The following is a 19135-nucleotide window of genomic DNA, read 5'->3' as shown; positions in this document are numbered from 1 at the left end:
TTTATACTCTATAAATAAAGGCTTATTTTACACTTTATCATAAAGTCTTACTTTGGTACTCTATTTTCTTATAAATTTAAAGAGGCTGCGTCGTTTTCTGCCTATGCTCAGCGAATTGACGAATAGAATGCGCAATAGAAGTAGCCATTTTTTTCCTCCATTGAGGGTTGTTTAATAATTTTTCATCCTCTTCATTTGATAAATAACCAATCTCTATCAAAACAGAGGGAATATCTGAAGCTCTTAAAACTTGAAAATTCGCATATCGATGAGGATTATTGATCAGATGAATTTTACTCTTTGATAAGTTTGAGATAACATTATTAGCAAAATTAACTGAAAATATATGCGTTTCACGTCGAGCAAGATCAACTAAAATATCTGTAACTTCAAGTGACTCTTCTGCAGGAAACCCATCAAACAAATCGACTTTATTTTCACTTTCTGCTAAGGACTTTGCTATTGCGTCAGAGGACTTGTCTGATATGGTATAAACTGTAGCACCACGAAGAGAATGAATATTAATGCTATCTGCATGAATGGATATAAAAAGGTCAGCGCCAAATTCTTGTGCTTTTTTAACTCTTTCACTTAACCTTAAAAAAACATCAGAATCGCGTGTTAAAGCAATGGAAATATGAGAATCTTCTTTTAATTCATTTTGCAATACACGTGCAAAAGCAAGCGTAACATCCTTTTCTAGGATTCCAGTAACGCCTCGTGCTCCACCATCAATTCCCCCATGACCGGGGTCAAGAACAATACGAAAGTTACGTGCTACAACAGGTTGTCTCTTTGTGCTGAAGTTCGCTTTTTGTTGTTTTTCAAATATCTCATCAAATTTTTTTTGTGTTGTTTTACTTATATCAATTAATAATTGCCATGAACCATTATCTAATTTTTGTATTCTACTTTTTTCAACAGAAAAAGTCATTTTGCTTGTTAGAATAATGCGTGAAGTTCGTATATCAGAAAAACTATAACGGATATCAGATAACATCTCCGAGAGTGTATTTTGTTTCTTTAAGGGCGTGTTTTGCGATGAAAAATCAGCTATAGGTAAATTAATAAGCAAACGTGCGGGACGATCTAAAATCTGCAAACGAACATTTGGTTTTGCATTAAAAACGGCAATAATACGTGTATGTGTGCTATCACCAATAGTCCGCAAATGAATAAGTTTTAAAGCAGCAGCTTGGATATTTGTTTGAAATAGTAAAAAAAACAATAAACAATGTGTTATACGCAGAATAACATTCCAACAGGCCACTTTCGGCTTTTTGGCAAAAAAACCTTTTATCATAAGCAAAACACTCTTTTACATTAGAAACGATGGATTTCACCAGCCGTATAAAAGCAATGTAGCAGGTTTACGCTTTCTTTTTCAACAAATGTTGAACTTTTCAACTTTAAATACCCCAAAAAACAAAATTAAGATCGTCATTTAAAAAACATCATTAAAAACATGAATTATGGTACGTTTTTATATTGTTACTTGCCAAAATGATGATATCAACATAAAAGAATATTTACGCTTCCTAGCTGTAGTAGCCATCTAAATATCTGTGATCGAGATTAAGTTGTTTTTAGAGGGGTTGTTGCATATTATACATTTAGGCTTTTTATGGATGAAAACCCTTTATGTCACAAAAGCTAGGAGAGCGTTGTTTAAGATTCGCTGGTTCGAATATCCGAACTGTTTAAAGATTATTTCGCCGGAGACTTATAAAAGTTATGAGTCATACAAAACAAATGAAGATGATGATTAGAAATGCTGTAAATACAACCATGTCTTTACATGCAGTATTTCATTCTGTTTTTCTGGCCCCCCCCTTTTATGGCAGACAGCCCTTTATGTTTGCGAATGGTTATACCATTCGTTTGAATGAAATTGCGCATGTCGCCTTCAGGATTTTAACTTATGTCAAACAAAATGCTTATAGATGCCTCCCACTCGGAGGAAACACGTGTCGTTGTTGTTCACGGCAACAAAATTGAAGAATTTGATTTTGAATCAGAACATAAAAAACAGCTTAAGAGGAATATTTATCTGGCACGTGTGACACGTGTAGAACCATCCCTTCAAGCAGCTTTTGTCGAATATGGTGGAAATCGCCATGGTTTTTTGACATTTTCTGAAATTCACCCTGATTATTATCAAATTCCTGTTGCTGATCGTCTGGCTCTTCTTAAAGAAGAGGAAGCCGCTGTCGGAGAAAATGATATAATTCCCCTCCCCGAAGAAACAAAAAAAAATAAAAAACGACTCTAGAAAAACAAAAAAAGATGAACAGAACAGTGCTATAGCAGCAGATGTTGAAGGTGAGATCATATCCGAAGCAATGGTCATCGATGATGTAGAAGAAATCTTTGAAGAAAATATTTCTGAGCATGATATCGAAATGGTTGGGGCAGAAGATGTACGTGAAGAACTCCCCACCTACCAGCAAAAACAAGAACGTCAATATAAAATTCAAGAAGTGATTAAGCGTCGTCAAATTTTGTTGGTGCAAGTCATTAAGGAAGAGCGTGGCAACAAAGGAGCTGCACTCACAACATATTTATCCCTAGCAGGTCGCTATTCTGTTTTAATGCCTAACACAGCGCGCGGCGGTGGTATTTCACGAAAAATCACCAATGTCCAAGATCGTAAACGTCTTAAAGAAATTGTAAAAGGGTTAGCTGTTCCCAAGGGTATGGGAGTTATCCTTCGAACTGCTGGAGCGAATAGAACAAAAGCGGAAATTAAACGCGATTATGATTATCTTACGCGGCTATGGGATACTATTCGTACTTTGACACTCAAATCTACTGCTCCATGCCTTGTCCATGAAGAAAGCAATCTTATAAAACGTTCTATACGGGATCTTTACAGTAAAAATATCAATGAAATCCTTGTTTCTGGTGATCAAGGATATCGTGAAGCAAAAGATTTCATGCGTATGCTCATGCCAAGTCATGCGAAAGTTGTGCAACCTTATCGCGATCCTATTCCTATTTTTGCACGCAACAATATCGAAATTCAGCTTGATAAAATGTTGCACCCACAAGTTTCTTTAAAATCTGGTGGTTATCTTGTTATTAATCAAACGGAAGCGCTTGTTGCTATTGATGTAAATTCTGGACGCTCTACAAAAGAATTTTCTGTTGAAAAAACAGCATTACAAACAAACTTGGAAGCTGCAGAAGAAGTGGCACGTCAATTACGCTTACGTGATCTTGCTGGTTTAATTGTTATTGATTTCATTGACATGCTTGAAGAGCGTAATGTGAAACTGGTTGAAAAAAAGTTAAAAGATTGCTTAAAAAACGATCGTGCTCGTATTCAAGTGGGGCATATTTCACATTTTGGACTTTTAGAAATGAGTCGTCAGCGTATTCGTGTATCGGTTTTAGAAAGCACGACACAACCTTGCCCGCATTGTGCGGGAACGGGAAGCATCCGTTCTGAATCATCAATTGCTTTACATGTCATGCGCTCAATTGAAGAATATCTTCTTCAGAATCCACAAAATAACATTATTGTGCGTACCCCAGTAACAACAGCGCTTTATGTGCTAAACCACAAGCGCAATATTCTTGTTAATCTCGAAGCACGTTTTAAACTTAATATTAGCATTGAAGCAGATGATAGTATTGGAACGCAACATTTCCTTATTTCTAAGGGAACAATAGCAGAAGCCGTTTCTCAACCTGAATCGAACTTTGAAAATAACAATGAAAATGCACTCTTAAACGAGGGAAAAACTGCTGAAGATAAAACACTCGGTGAAGTAAGCGAGAAACGTCGGCGTAAAAAACATCAAGGTGAAGTTAATGACACTTCTCCTTCCACCGCAAATACAAAAAATGATTTCTTCAATGATGAATCCCGTCGTCGTGGGCGTCGTCGTGGGCGTCGTGGTGGACGTCGTAATCAAGATAATGGTTCTTATCAATTGCGTATTCCTTATGCAGAACCCGTAGGGGATTTTGCTAAGCAAGCCTTAGAAGAAGTAAAAACAGCACATCGTGAACATCGTACTTCAGCTACTAAATCTATTCAACTTGAAGAAGCAAAGAATGATATACAAAACTTAAATACACAGCAAGAGAAAGTTGTAAAAGTTGATGCGGTTGTTAAACCTAAAAAGCGTAGAACTCGTTCTTCAAAGACAGTAAAAAGTCAACAGTTCATTGAAGACAATAAGAATGTAGAAGTTACAGAATCTCTTGAAGAAAAATCTACAACCAGCTTGAAAACTAAAACAAAAAAAGCAGATAAATCCGCTCATAAAACAGTAGAAAAGACGCCTAAAAACAGTAAAAAGTCTGCCCCTAAAACACGCAAAAAATCATCCTCTAAAGAAACAATACAAATAGAAAGAACATCAGAAACTATAATAGAAAAAACTATCGACCCAAGTCTCTCGAAAATTGAAGAAACAGCTAACCAACCTGTCGTTATATCATCAACTCCTGATGATACTCCAAAAACGCAACGTATTGGTTGGTGGAAACGTAAAACTCTCTCCTCTAATTAAGCATAAAAAAACGCCACAAAATACCTGTGGCGTTTTTAAGAGACCAGCACAGAAAAAATATTCTTTGAATCTTTATTTTTGTGCTGTATTTTTTTACTCCTTTTTAGCCTTTTCTTGTTCAGCACGCATACGTTCTTCAATCTCTTTTTGATTGGATTGAATAGCTTGTTGCAATTTTATCTGTTCTTGCTGAAAATCTTTTTCTTCCATACCAGAACCTGTGTATGCGGCTGTAAATCCATTAAGAGAAAATTCAATAGGATTCGCTGAACCACGGAAATTAATTGTCGTTACAACCATTTTTGTACCACTTTTCATGGCTGCAACAAGCTCATCATCTAGGACATCATTAGCAATACAACTCGCTCCATTACAAATAATATAAGGAACTTTCTTAGAGAAATTATCTCCTATTTGAATATGAATACCCTCTGGCAAAAAACGTCCTGTAGGAACTTGAATTCCTATACGACTTTCATTTTGTTTTCCTTTTATTTCAACAAGATTAAAAGCTGTTAAAGGCTGCCCCGTATTTGATACAATAGTGTTCATTGTATTACAAATATCAACATCATTCTGCTTACTACAAACCTTGTGCCAACCTTGAGATAAAGTTTGTGCCTTCGCAGAAGGGGAGATTGCAAGAAAAAATGCAACAGCTCCAGCAAGTACTGAAGCAACAGAATAGACATTTTTGTGCGACATGGCTAAATTAATCCTTTCAACGCGCTTTTACAATATCCCCAACATTAGGAATATTAAATATAATTTAAATCAAGTGTATTAAATTAAACCAATGAAATAACACCCTCTTTTATTATTCTTACTTCAATATAGAGAGAGAAGTCAAATTTAGAGAAAAAGATGATAAATATTTTATTAAATTTTCCAACCTTTTTCCCTTTTATGGCATTGATTTCTTCTAAAATTTATCACTAAAATACATGAGTGCAATAGAATAATGTAAGGTTATATAAATGAGTTAACATTGTAATGTCATTAAAGCAAAATCTTATAGTACTCTATAACTCTCATTACTCTAAATTTTTCTTTATATTGAGAATAATTCTTTCGTTTGAGGCATAATGTTGTGCAACATGTATGAATATCGCAAATAATTCAGACAAATTTTAATCTCTTCCTTGTGTTTCTCCTGAAAAAAGTTGAAATACCAATATGCCTTATGGTATTTTTCTAGAATATATAGGTTAAATCCATTTACAATCCGCTGTTTAAAAACAACTGCAAGAAAATTTTGTTCTGATAAATAATTTTCTTGTCTTATTTATAAAACAATGATGGCATTCTCATCATAATAAAGCTTTTACACTTTATAGCCTTCTGGCAGAAAAAGTGAATAAAACGATGAACGGCACTGAAATTGTTTTTTCTTCATCCAAAGCGCATTTTCATATGGAAAGCCTGTATGAGAGTTTTATTGAAACTTTTACACCTTCTGAGACTTTTAATCTGCTGGAGATTGTGTAAAATCATATCACACATCTTAAAACCATATTTTTGATCAAACAAGCAAAGCACACTATATGTTTGAAGTATCTTATAGCAAATTAAAGAATGATTTAAAACAAGAGAATGCTCTTGAAATGATCGTGCAACATGTTGATACAGCCCGTATTTGAAACCTTGTTTGAGGAGGTAATGAATTTGTATAGAACAATAGCTTTCTCAAGCAGTGAAAAAAACTTAGTTGTGTTTGGAAAAACAGATATTAAAGAGAACTTAAAGAGTTTTATGAAGATACGGTTTTGTGATTCTGGCATTACTGAAAACCACAAATAAAACAAAATCTCATTATCGAACTTTACGAAGATTTTTTTACCAAGAAATTTTCACGTACTGTAGAAAATTAAGGATTAGTTATATCTCTATTGAGATTGTGAACTCTCTTATTCGTTTCGTTAATGAGATTTTATAAAAAAACTCGAATATACCTTACATATAAAGTAAAAATATATTTTATTATATAATCTCTACTCTAGACGAATATCAATATTTATTATACAATAAACTGTAGTGATTGTATTTCTTGGTTATTTTTGCAAAGTGTATCAGAGTAGAATATTATAATATTCTTCATCCCTATGAATCTAGTGCAATAAGAATGCGTACCACTTCTAATCGTTGAACCAGTCTTTAACATGATAATTTATGCGATTGATAATATTTTTGCTTTTATTTGGAAGCATTGCATTATGTACTTTCTCGAAAGCTCTACAAATTATAGGCACATTTTCCAAAAACGAATTCCCGCGTATGAGAGAATTCTTTATATTGTCATATAATTCTTTTTTATAATTATAAGGGCCAGACCTTAGGAGCTTTCTAATATCCTTTATTAACTTTGGATCTATCGAATTCATTGCATATTTTGCCCAAATAAAATCTCTCTTTTTCCAACCAAAATCCTTACGCAAAACAACAGCTATATCACTATCCAGCATACTCCCCAACGTTCTACAAACAACAGCAAAAACGAGATAATTTTTCACTATCTCGTTTTTGCCCCAAACATCTTCATTCACGTTCCATGCATTAAATAATTGCGTTTTTTCTAAATATTTTTTTGTCTTAGCCAGTTTTTCTTCATACTCTCCCTCCTCATATTCTTTTGCTATGTGCATTCTGGATATCAATTTCAGTTGTGCTTCAGCTAACTTATTTAGTTTCAAAGTGAGTCTGATATATTCCTCTTTTAAATCACTTTGTTTTCTTAAAAGCGTATTTTGTTCATGCAAAAGCTTGTGGTGTTCTAGATCAGAAGGAGCTTCTATCAAAAGCTTCAATTCATCTAATCTTTCTTTAATAACCTCAATTGCACTATTAACAACAATTCTTCTTTCTTTAAAACGTTGGTATTTTTCCTCAAAAGTCTCATTATAAAGAAATTCTGCATGAACGGTTTTAACTTCACATATTACAATGAGTAACAAAAAACTTATAATAAATAACCGTTGTAATGAAAAAATCATATTATCTCACTTTAAAAAATTCATATCAATACGTATAAATAGTACAATAAATTTCACCAAACGCATTGTTAATGCATTTTCTATATTGTATCAATATGTGTTTATTATAAATAAGTATAAATGAGATATTTTTAAAATATCTCATTTATAAGGTTTAAATTCATTTTTATGAAAACGAAAAATGCCTCTTGTATCAGATAGAGATGTCCATTTTTAAAATCTATAGAAAAAACTCTTAAGTAGAATGTTTTCTCACCATCTCTACAAGCTGAGTCATAATATTTGCTGCTCCAATAAGTCTTTTATCCACTGTGGAACAATCATAAATAAGGGCTATAGTTTGATCTGGTCGAATCTTTGCCATAGATTTTTGTCTTCCAACCCACTGAACAAGAGCAGCACCGTTTTCGAAATAATTATTGCGAAATTGTATTACAATTCCTTTTGGTCCAGCATCCAATTTTTCTACATGTGCTTTTCGACACAATGTTTTTATGTAAAAAACTTTAAGAAGATGTTGAACTTCAAGTGGTAAAGGTCCAAAACGATCAATTAACTCTGCGGCAAATTCATTGATTTGTTCTAAATCATCAAGTTCTGTTAAACGGCGATAAAGCCCCATACGTAATGGTAAATCAGGGACAAAACTCTCCGGTATCATCACTGATGTACCAAGGGAAATTTGAGGCGACCATTGTTTATCATCATTCTGTTCACCATCTTTTAATTCCACAACAGCTTCTTCAAGCATTTTTTGATAGAGTTCAAATCCAACTTCTTTGATATGTCCTGACTGTTCTTCACCTAAAAAGTTTCCTGAACCACGAATATCCATATCATGACTTGCCAATTGAAAACCAGCTCCCAAACTATCAAGAGATTGTAAGACTTTAAGACGTCTATCAGCAGCAGGTGTTAAAACTTTACCAGCAGGAAATGTAAAAAGTGCATAAGCACGTTGCTTTGAGCGCCCTACCCTGCCACGCAATTGGTAAAGAGCTGCAAGACCAAACATTTCAGCACGATGTACAATTAATGTATTGGCTGTTGGAATATCGAGTCCTGATTCAATGATGGTTGTTGACAGCAGAATATCATATTGCCCATCATAAAATGCATTCATAATATCATCCAGTTGTCCAGCCGGCATTTGTCCGTGGGCAACAACGAATTTGAGTTCTGGCACATGCGTTTTGAGATATTCTTCCACAAAAATAAGATCAGAAATACGAGGACAAACATAAAAGCTTTGTCCACCACGATAATATTCCCGAAGTAATGTTTCGCGTACAACAAGTGCATCAAACGGAGAAATAAAAGTACGGACAGCCATTCGATCAATGGGTGGTGTTGTTATCAATGAAAGTTCACGCACTCCTGATAATGCTAACCCTAAAGTTCGTGGAATGGGAGTTGCCGAAAGTGTGAGAACATGAATATCACTTTTAAGCTCTTTTAAACGCTCTTTATGTTTCACTCCAAAATGCTGCTCCTCATCAATGATAAGAAGCCCTAGTCGTAAAAAATTCACTGCATCACTTAATAATGCATGCGTTCCAATGACAATATCGATTGTACCCTCTGAAAGACCCTTTTTAACTTGTGCAAGCTCTTTCGCTTTCACAAGTCTTGAAGCGTGAGCAATCTTAACCGGTAATCCTTGAAAGCGTGAAATAAACGTCTTGTAATGTTGACGTGAAAGCAAAGTTGTCGGGACCACAACAGCAACTTGATAGCCACTTAATGCCGCAACAAAAGCACTTCGGATAGCCACTTCTGTCTTTCCAAATCCAACATCGCCACATATTAAGCGGTCCATGGGCTTTCCCGATGCTAAGTCATCTAAAACAGCATCAATTGCATTCATTTGATCTTCTGTCTCTTCATAAGGAAAGCACGCGACAAATTCATCAAATGGTCCAATTGGTGGAACCAAAGCAGGCGCAGAACGTGTAGCACGTTCTGCAGCTATACGGATCAATTGCCCAGCCATTTCTAATAAATGTTTTTTAAGGCGTGTTTTACGTGCTTGCCAAGCAACACCACCTAACTTGTCTAATGTTACATCTGTTCCTTCAGATCCATAACGTGAAAGAAGCTCGATATTTTCAATAGGTAAAAAGAGCCTATCACCTCCAGCATATTTAATTTCAAGACAATCGCGCAAAATTCCTGTGGTTGTAATGGTTTTGAGACCAACAAATTGCCCAATACCATGGTCAATATGCACAACGATATCGCCAGAATTTAAAGCTGCAATTTCAGAAATAAAATTTTTATTATTTTTACGCCGTTTTGGTGACCTTATTAATCTATCACCAAGGATATCTTGCTCTGTTATGATAGAGAAATCTTCCATTTCAAAGCCGTGTTCAAGCATCATAACAGCCGCTAATATGCGATCGCGTGGTGTTGCTTTGACAGTTTGTAATGACTTTATAACCTCTATTTTTTTCAATCCATGTTCGTCAAGAACCTGCACTAAACGATTAAGAGATCCTTCACTCCAACAAGCTAAAAGCACCTTCTTTCCTGCGGCACGTAATGAAGAAATATGATGAACAACACTTGCGAAAACATTTTTTTCTTGCGCATTACGCTCTTTTACAAAGTCATATCCTTGCTTTACATTCGCATGAACAATAGCCTTTCCAACAGATTCTGGTACATGAAAAGGTGTGAAATCAATACGCTGCCCAGATTTTTGTGCACACTCTAAAACACGCTCTGGCGTTAAATAAAGCAGACTTGGCTCTATCGGATGATAAGACGTAGAGTTCTCTTTATCATTTTCATGCTCTTTGCGCGCCTCATAATAATCTTTAATAAGACGATAACGCTCAGTGAAGATATCTTCTATAAGATGTTCAAAAACAATGGATAAATCACCACAGTGATCAAAAAAACTGTCAAGATTTTCATAAAAAAACGGTAACCAATGTTCCATACCAGCAAAACGTCGCCCTTGAGAAAGCGCTTCATAAAGCATGTTGTTTTTCTGCAATATACCAAAGGTACGGGTATAATTGCTTTTAAAGCGACTAATGAGATCAGAGGTAAGAACAACTTCACTCATTGGGTGTAATAAAATTTCAGTTCTTTTACGTATTGTTCTTTGTGTCTCTGAATCAAATATGCGAATACTTTCCAAGGTGTTGCCAAAAAAATCAAGCCGCAAAGGTTCAGCATCAACAGGAGAAAAAATATCAAGAATTCCTCCCCTTACAGCAAATTCCCCCACATCCTTAACAACCGTAACCCGCTCAAAACCATTACGTTCTAAAGATTGAATGAGATGGCCCATATTCATCGATTGGCCAACACGTGCACGAATAACCTGAGATTCAATCATTGCACGTGGGGGTAATTTTTGCATCACTGCATTTGCTGTTGTTAATATTATTGCTGCGCGTGGATTTTGACGCAAATCTGCCATATGGACCAAGGCTGATAATCGACGTGCTGTGACCACAATTCCAGGTGATACGCGATCATAAGGTAAACAATCCCATGCAGGAAATTGGAGTACCGGTAAATTTGGATCAATAAAATTTAAAATTTGCTGTAAATGAGCGAGTCTTGTTCCATCTCGAACCACATAGACAATGGGTTTATTTTCTGCACTTTCTAAACATAATTTAGAAAGTGCAAAAGCCTCAAACCCCTCAGCAATACCATCAAAGATAATCGGAGAGGAAATCTTTTTTGGGAGAACAATTTTTTTAAAAAGAGACATCAGGATTCATTTCAATTTATGCAAATATGATAATTTACGATGTCACGAAAAAGTGGACCATCAATTTCAGATGGTGGTAAAATCTCTCCAGTAACCCAAGTGAGCAAATCGCGGTCATCAAAAGACATAACATATTCAAGTTCAGAGATCATTTTATCACTCATCCCAACAATATGGGCATCAACATATTGCCCCAAAATGATATCCATTTCACGAATACCACGATGCCATGCACGAAAAACTAACCGGCGACGACGCACATCCAATTGATTTTCATCAACGACACAAGCTGTCATAAAAATCTCCTTAATGGACCCAAAATAATCTTCGTTATAACTTTCAACTCTTCAAATAAACTCTGTATTCATCTTTAAGGAAGTTCTACAATCTTTTGTTCTTTAAGCGTAATTCGACGATGCATTTGTTTAGCTAAAGCGTAATTATGTGTCGCAATAAGAGCAGAAAGCCCTGATTGACGAACAAGTACAGATAAAGCTTGAAAGACATAAGCTGAGGTAACAGGATCAAGATTTCCTGTAGGTTCATCAGCCAAAAGAACGGAAGGACCATTTGCTACAGCACGTGCAATCGCAACGCGTTGTTGCTCACCTCCCGATAATTCTGATGGTCGATGATTTGCACGATGAGAAACACGCAGATATTTTAGCAATTTAAACGCGCGATCTTCTGCTGTCGCTTTTTTTAATCCTGCTATCATTTGCGGTATCATAACATTTTCTAAAGCTGTGAACTCTGGAAGCAAATGATGAAATTGATAAACAAAACCAATATCATCTCGCCTAATCGCCGTTCGCTCATTATCAGAGCGCTTCGCACAAGAAACACCTCGTAACATCACATCACCAGCTGTTGGTTTTTCTAATAATCCAGCGATTTGAAGAAGTGTTGATTTTCCAGCGCCTGAGGGCGCTACAAGTGCGACAAGTTCCCCACGATTAAGAATAAAATTTGCTTTGTCTAAAACAATAAGCGGTTTATCATTGTCAAAAAAATGTCTCTCAATTTCTACAAGCTCTAAAATAGCTGTCATTATTCATACCTCAAAGCTTGTACAGGATCTAGCTTAGCAGCACGCCATGCCGGAATGAGAGCAGCAAGAAAGGATAAAAATAAAGCCATCGCAGCAACCATGGCGGTTTGTCCCCACTCAATTTTTGCAGGCAATTTTGTTAAAAAATAAAGTTGAGCATTAAAAACATCAACATTAAATAACCAAGATACAAAATCCTGAATATGATTAATATTTGCAGCAGCTATAATACCAAGAACTAAGCCCAACATTGTTCCAATAAGTCCAATCATCATTCCAGTAACAATAAATATACGCATAATCGCACCTTGTTGTGCGCCCATTGTGCGCAAAATCGCAATATCATGACTTTTATCTTTTACAAGCATAATGAGCCCTGAAATAATATTTAAAGCTGCCACAAGGATAATAAGAGAAAGAATGAAAAACATAACATTTCGTTCAACCTGTAAAGCTGAAAAAAATGCCTGATTGCGCATACGCCAATCAATTAAATAAACTGGTTGATCAATGACCTTTTCTACGAACGGTTTTATGCGATCAACAGCATCAGGATTATCCAGAAACAGCTCTAAAGACTGAACTTTATCCCCTAAATTAAAGAACATTTGAGCTTCGCGCAGAGGCATAAAAACGAATATTGAATCATATTCAGACATACCAACTTCAAAAATTGCCGCAACTTTATAAGCTTTCACACGTGGCGTCACCCCAAAGGGAGTCGCATCGCCATCTGGAGTAATAATACGAAGATCACTCCCAATAGTGAGTCCTAATTTTGCGGCCAAACCACTACCAATAGCAACAGCATCCTCCTTATCAAATTGAGCGAGAGATCCTAATTTAACATTTTCAAATACCGTTTTAAGCTTCTCTAAATCTTGTTTGCGCATACCGCGAACAAGAGCTCCTGAACCTCCTTGCGTTTCCCCTTGTACAAGAGCTTGACCTTCAATAACAGGCAAAGCAAATTTTATACCATTTATCGATTCTAAAGAAGGAATAAGAGTATTATAATCAGGAAAACTCGAATCCAATGTTTGAACAATGAGATGTCCATTCATCCCAAGAATACGATTGAGAAGCTCCGTACGAAAACCATTCATCACTGCCATAACAACAACAAGAGCAAACACCCCTAACATAATTCCAATAAGAGAAATAATTGAAATAACAGAAGCAACAACATGTTTTTTATTGGGAATCATATAACGAAAAGCAATCATCCATTCATAAGATAAAAACTTTTTACTTCTCAACCTTTTCATAATATTGCCTACTAAACTGCAGAAAATTGGTTGAGCAGATTTTCAACCGTTAAAGAATTTTTGACACCTGTTTTTCGGTCTTTCATTTCAACTTCATTTTGTGCAATGCTTTTAGGTCCAACGATTATTTGTGTCGGCAAACCAATTAAATCCATTGTTGCAAATTTTGATCCAGGGCGCTCCCTGGTATCATCTAATAATGGATCGAAACCAGCTTTTTTAAATCCCTGATAGAGCATTTCACATGCATGCGTACATTTTTCATCATCCGGTTTCATATTGATGATGCCAAAATCAAACGGTGCCATAGACTTTGGCCAAATAATGCCATTTTCATCATGAGAAGCTTCAATAGCTGCCGCCACAAGACGCGAAGGTCCAATACCATAAGACCCCATAGAAACCACATGCTCTTTTCCATCTTGCCCCATCACTTTTGCGCCCATTGGTGCTGAATATTTAGTCCCAAAGTGAAAAATATGCCCCACTTCAATACCACGCGCTGAAAGACGACTACCCTCAGAAACCTTACTCCATTCTTCTTCATTATGCATTTCTTCCGTTGCGGCATAAAAAGAAGTCCACTGTTTCATGATATCCGTTAACACAGCTTTATCATTAAAGTCGATTGAACTTTTGGGAACAGTAAGCTCAAGAAATTTTTTATCACAAAATATAGTGCTCTCTCCCGTTTCAGCCAAAATAATAAATTCATGACTGAGTTCACCACCTATGGGACCTGTATCAGCACGCATAGGAATTGCTCTTAAACCAAGACGAGAAAATGTACGCAAATAAGCAATAAACATACGATTATAAGATGTTTTAGATCCTTCATAATCAAGATCAAAAGAATAAGCATCTTTCATTAAAAACTCTCGTGCACGCATCACACCAAAACGTGGACGAATTTCATCACGAAACTTCCACTGAATATGATACAAATTCAGTGGCAGATCTTTATAAGAATGAACATATGAGCGAAAAATATCTGTTACCATTTCTTCATTCGTCGGACCATAAAGTAAATCACGCTTTTGACGGTCTTTAATGCGGAGCATCTCCAAACCATAATCATCATAACGACCACTTTCACGCCAAAGTTCCGCAGATTGGATTGTTGGCATCAATATTTCTATCGCACCAGCGCGTTCTTGTTCCTCACGAATAATATTACAAACTTTATCGAGTACTTTTTTACCTAAAGGAAGCCAAGAATAAATCCCTGATGTTTGTTGGCGAATCATACCTGCACGCAACATAAATCGATGAGAAACAATTTCTGCTTCCTTAGGGTTCTCTTTTAAAAGTGGAAGAAAATATTGAGAAAGACGCATTGAAATAATTAACTCCTAATCAAATTCCATTGTAACGGAACAATTTAAATATACTATACGCCCATCTATAGCGACATTCGGAATGCTTGCAAAGATAATGATTATGTTGTTAAAAAGTTTATCGATCATATTCCTTTTTTGTTTATTTTCAGCGGTAAATAATTTGATAATTCCTTTCTTTCTTTGATCAAAAAAATAACATCACACCAAAATGCTTTATTTTGACCGATGTAGAAAAACCGTACAGAGGGGCTTTTTTTGCCAAACTTCATTAATAGCCGCTCTCACAGCACGTCGCGTTGCTTCCCGGACAAGTTCATCATTTTTTCGTTTAATTCGTGGAATATTATAAAGTGTATTTTCTACCACATCTAAAAGAATATCTTTCAAACGCTCTCCTTTCTCATTACTTTCAGGGAGTCCTAATGTGGTTAAACCGATATCATTAAGTAATTCATGCTTGCTGTTCATATGAAGAGAAACAGCAACATGCCCAGCATAACTTAATTTGCGACGCTCGCGAATTCCTAACGTATCCTCATCCCCAATAAGGCAACCATCTTTATAAAGTCGCCCAATAGGAGCTTGATCAATGATTTCTACTGGATCTGGTGCAAGCCGCAGCATATCGCCATTTCTAACTTCAGCAACAGTCTTAATACCTGCTTGACGCGCTAAATCAGCCTGAGCCGTGAGATGCATTGCCTCACCATGCACAGGAACAAGGACTTGTGGTTTTGTCCAATCATACATCTGTAAAAGTTCCAAACGACGCGGATGTCCTGAAACATGAACAAGGGCGTCTTCATCTGTAATAACTGTCAGTCCCCTATCAATGAAACGATTTTGTATCTCAAGAATAGCTTTTTCATTTCCTGGAATACTTCGGGAGGAATAAATAACTGTATCACCAGAAGAAAGTGCAATATTTCTCATTTCTTTGCGTGACAATTGTGCTAAAGCAGCAGACGCTTCTCCTTGACTCCCCGTTACAACTAAAACAAGATCTTTTCGTGGAATACCACCATAATCATCCTCTGTCACAAATGGAGCTAAACCATTCATATAACCAAGCTCTTCTGCAACCATAATACTTCGCTTAAGAGAACGCCCAATGATAAGAACTTTGCGCCCAGCAGATTCGGCTGCAAGAGCAATTGAACGTATCCGACCAACATTAGAAGCAAAAGTTGCTAACACAACGCGTCCCTCAGCTTTTAAAAAAATTTCAGTAAGACTCGTTTGAACTTGCTGTTCTGACGGTGTTACACCATCTCGACATGCATTTGTGGAATCACAAAGCAATGCTAAAACACCTTTATTGCCTAAAGCACGGAACCGTTTTTCATTCGTTACAGCTCCAAGAGAAGGTGTCTTATCAATTTTCCAATCACCCGTGTGTATCACAGTACCTAAAGATGTTGTAATGGCCAAAGAGACAGATTCTGGAATTGAGTGGTTAACAGCAATAGCCTCAATAGCAAAATCTCCCACCTCAAAACAATCACCAGCGTGAAAAATATTGAGTGGAATCTTATAAGATCCAAAATCTGATAGTTTTTTACTTTCCAATAGCCCTGCTGTAAAAGGCGTACAATAAATTGGAACGTTAAGCTTTGGCCATAAATCAAGAACCGCACCATAATGATCTTCGTGAGCATGCGTTAAAATAAGACCACGCACATTATGTTTTTCACTTTCTAGAAAACGAATATCAGGTAAAATAAGATCAACACCGGGCAATTCGCTACCAGCAAAACTAACCCCCATATCAACAAGTAGCCATTCACGAAGATTTTCTGGACCAACCCCATAAGCAGCCAGATTCATTCCTATTTCACCAACTCCTCCTAAAGGTAAAAAGACAAATTCGTTTTCACTGGCTGTAACCATATAAACATCTCCTGAATTATTCAGATAATCTGATGGTGAAAGAAAATTCTATCAATTAATAACGCCTTGCATGAACAGAAGCGGCCAAACCAAAATGAACATCTCCCGCTGTAATAACGGCTTTCTGACCATTGTTTTGTTTTATGAGGCAGTTAAAATCGCTATCAAGACCATCAAAAACACCTTCAATGACTTTTTCATCATTGACTATTTTGACATGTTTCCCAAGGTGGGAACAATAAGAAAGCCATTTTTCACGAATGATCTCACCCCCTCCTGGTTGTTTCCAAAGAAGATAATTTTTAGCAAAACGCTCTGTCAAAATCGTAAATAATTGACTGGATTCAATCTGTAAACCAATATTCTTTAAGCTTGAAGTGGGATAAGGCGCATCTTCATAATGGTATTTTACATTCACTCCAATACCAATAATCAAGGCATATTGTTGTGATGGCAATTTAAAAATCTCAAGCAAAACTCCAGAGCTTTTAGCACCCTTTAATAAAATATCATTGGGCCATTTTAAGCTCACAATGCTGTTCATTTTTTCTTCATCTTTGATAAATTGGTTGATTGCTTCTCTTACACTTACTCCGGCAACAAAACCAAGCTGAGCAGCAGTTTGATGAACAATATCATCAATTAATAAAAGACTAGAGTAAAGATTGCCCTTTGGACTAGACCACACCCTCCCTCTTCTTCCTCTTCCCTGTGCCTGTTCTCGCGCAACAATCCAGAGATATCCTTGATGACCCGCTTGCGCTTTTCGTTGTGCAACAAGATTTGTTGAATCAACATTTTCGTATGCTTCAGCAGCGTATCCTTGTTTTTGAGCAAAGTCTGATAAAATATAAACCATATTCATTAAAATAATGCAGTGGCGGCTTTTTCTGCTAATTCCGCGAACCAAATTCCAAAAAACGTATAAAATAAAATGAATAATACTGAAACCCCAAGACAGAATTTAAGTTCATTTGGCAAAACAATAAACTGTGCTTTTACATCATCAAACCACATAATTTTAATAACACGCAAATAGTAAAAAGCCCCCACAACAGATGCGATCATCCCAATGACAGCAAGCGGTGTAAGTCCAGCATGAACAGCCGCAGAAAATGTATACCATTTCCCAAAAAAACCAGCCATGGGCGGTATACTTGCCAAAGAAAAAAGTTGTATAGTCATCACAACAGCCATAAACGGACTAGTCTTTATTAATCCCGAAAGATCATAAATATTTTCGACATTTCCACTGCTAGAACGCATTCCAAGAATAAAGGCAAATGAACCAAGCGTCATGCCAAGATAAATAGTCATATAAAGAATAACACTTTTTACCCCAAGCATATCTCCAGCAGCTAAACCAACAAGTGCATATCCCATATGACTGATCGATGAATAAGCCATTAAACGCTTCATATTCGTTTGGCCAATTGCAGCGAAAGCACCAAGTATCATTGACGTTATCGCCATGAACACCAAAATTTGTTGCCATGCAGGCATAGCCTCACCCGAACTGCTGAGCGGAATAAAAGCCGTAACAATCACCCGAACAATGAGTGTCATTGCCGCAATCTTAGGAGCACCAGCAAAAAATGCAGTAATCGGTGTTGGTGCTCCCTCATAAACATCAGGAGTCCACATATGAAAGGGAACTGCAGAAATTTTGAAAGCCAAACCCGCTAAAACAAAAACAATTCCCAAAATAGCTCCTAATTGCAAATTTCCACCTTTTAAAGCAAGAGCAATTTCGCGAAAACCAATTTGACCGGTAAAACCATAAAGCAAAGAAATACCATAAAGGAGTAGTCCTGAAGACAATGCCCCTAAAACAAAATACTTTATACCGGCTTCAGAAGATTTTACATTATCACGATTGATCGCAGCCAAAACATATAAAGCGAGAGACTGTAACTCTAATCCCATATAAAGCGATAACATATTGCCCGCTGAAATCATCAGCATCATGCCAAGGGTTGCAAAAAGAACAAGCACCGGAAATTCAAAGATATCTAACTTTTGAGAACTGGTAAAACTAACCGACATAATAAGAGCAAAAAGTGCACCAATAAGTGTTAGAATTTTCATATAGCGACCAAAAGAATCTATAATGAGCGCATTATTTTGAAATAAGCCACTTTTCGGAAAAACAACGATGATAACAATGGTTGCAATCAGAAGTGCAATAGCTAAACCTGTTACTGTTAAAGAAGAGCGTGCATTGGAATAAACACCAATCAAAAGCAACACCACCCCTCCCAGCGCTATTAAAATCTCTGGAAAAATTAACACTAATTGCGCTACTATTTCAGTTTGCATGAGCATTCTTCTCTTCGT

Annotated in this window: 11 protein-coding genes and 1 pseudogene; 1 reads left to right on the top strand and 11 read right to left on the bottom strand. The window is 36.4% G+C overall.

Annotated features, from left to right (window positions below; all coding sequences use genetic code 11):
- Positions 1-76: 76 nt before the first annotated feature.
- Positions 77-1303, bottom strand: a complete 1227-nt coding sequence (locus BN67_RS07750) for an N-acetylmuramoyl-L-alanine amidase (protein ID WP_019223557.1) — start codon at positions 1301-1303, stop codon at positions 77-79.
- Between the two features lie 618 nt (positions 1304-1921).
- On the opposite strand from BN67_RS07750, the pseudogene BN67_RS12850 reads away from it, so the two are divergent.
- Positions 1922-4523, top strand: a pseudogene (locus BN67_RS12850) (Rne/Rng family ribonuclease).
- 93 nt (positions 4524-4616) lie between these two features.
- Here BN67_RS12850 and BN67_RS07740 read toward each other — a convergent pair.
- The 10 genes from BN67_RS07740 to nuoN form a co-directional block, all read right to left on the bottom strand.
- Positions 4617-5228, bottom strand: a complete 612-nt coding sequence (locus BN67_RS07740; RefSeq protein WP_019223556.1) for an invasion associated locus B family protein — start codon at positions 5226-5228, stop codon at positions 4617-4619.
- A gap of 1430 nt (positions 5229-6658) precedes the next feature.
- A complete protein-coding gene (locus BN67_RS07725) occupies positions 6659-7513 on the bottom strand; it encodes a hypothetical protein (protein ID WP_019223553.1) in 855 nt (284 codons plus the stop codon).
- A gap of 235 nt (positions 7514-7748) precedes the next feature.
- Complete coding sequence (gene mfd, locus BN67_RS07720; protein ID WP_019223552.1) at positions 7749-11249, bottom strand: transcription-repair coupling factor; 3501 nt, start codon at positions 11247-11249, stop codon at positions 7749-7751.
- 11 nt (positions 11250-11260) lie between these two features.
- Positions 11261-11545 carry an FAD assembly factor SdhE gene (locus BN67_RS07715; protein WP_019223551.1) on the bottom strand — a complete coding sequence of 95 codons (285 nt, stop codon included), beginning with the start codon at positions 11543-11545 and terminating at the stop codon, positions 11261-11263.
- A gap of 74 nt (positions 11546-11619) precedes the next feature.
- Complete coding sequence (locus BN67_RS07710; RefSeq protein WP_019223550.1) at positions 11620-12300, bottom strand: ABC transporter ATP-binding protein; 681 nt, start codon at positions 12298-12300, stop codon at positions 11620-11622.
- Positions 12300-13568: a lipoprotein-releasing ABC transporter permease subunit gene (locus tag BN67_RS07705; protein ID WP_026088223.1), complete on the bottom strand. Its 1269-nt coding sequence runs from the start codon at positions 13566-13568 to the stop codon at positions 12300-12302. The genes BN67_RS07710 and BN67_RS07705 overlap by 1 nt, the downstream gene beginning before the upstream one ends.
- Before the next feature lie 11 nt (positions 13569-13579).
- Positions 13580-14905, bottom strand: coding sequence for a proline--tRNA ligase (gene proS / locus BN67_RS07700; protein ID WP_019223548.1), 1326 nt, complete (start codon positions 14903-14905; stop codon positions 13580-13582).
- 216 nt (positions 14906-15121) lie between these two features.
- Positions 15122-16798 (bottom strand): ribonuclease J, encoded by a 1677-nt coding sequence (locus BN67_RS07695; protein ID WP_019223547.1) that lies wholly within the window; start codon positions 16796-16798, stop codon positions 15122-15124.
- A gap of 55 nt (positions 16799-16853) precedes the next feature.
- Positions 16854-17663, bottom strand: coding sequence for a biotin--[acetyl-CoA-carboxylase] ligase (locus tag BN67_RS07690; RefSeq protein ID WP_019223546.1), 810 nt, complete (start codon positions 17661-17663; stop codon positions 16854-16856).
- Positions 17663-19117 carry an NADH-quinone oxidoreductase subunit NuoN gene (gene nuoN / locus BN67_RS07685; RefSeq protein ID WP_026088222.1) on the bottom strand — a complete coding sequence of 485 codons (1455 nt, stop codon included), beginning with the start codon at positions 19115-19117 and terminating at the stop codon, positions 17663-17665. Before nuoN ends, BN67_RS07690 begins: the two co-directional genes overlap by 1 nt.
- Positions 19118-19135 lie beyond the last annotated feature (18 nt).

Origin of the sequence: Bartonella rattaustraliani AUST/NH4 (assembly GCF_000312565.1) — a bacterium.
Taxonomy (GTDB): Bacteria; Pseudomonadota; Alphaproteobacteria; order Rhizobiales; family Rhizobiaceae; genus Bartonella; species Bartonella rattaustraliani.
The sequence above is the reverse complement of the archived record's forward strand: the minus strand, read 5'-3'. Positions and strand labels throughout refer to the sequence as shown.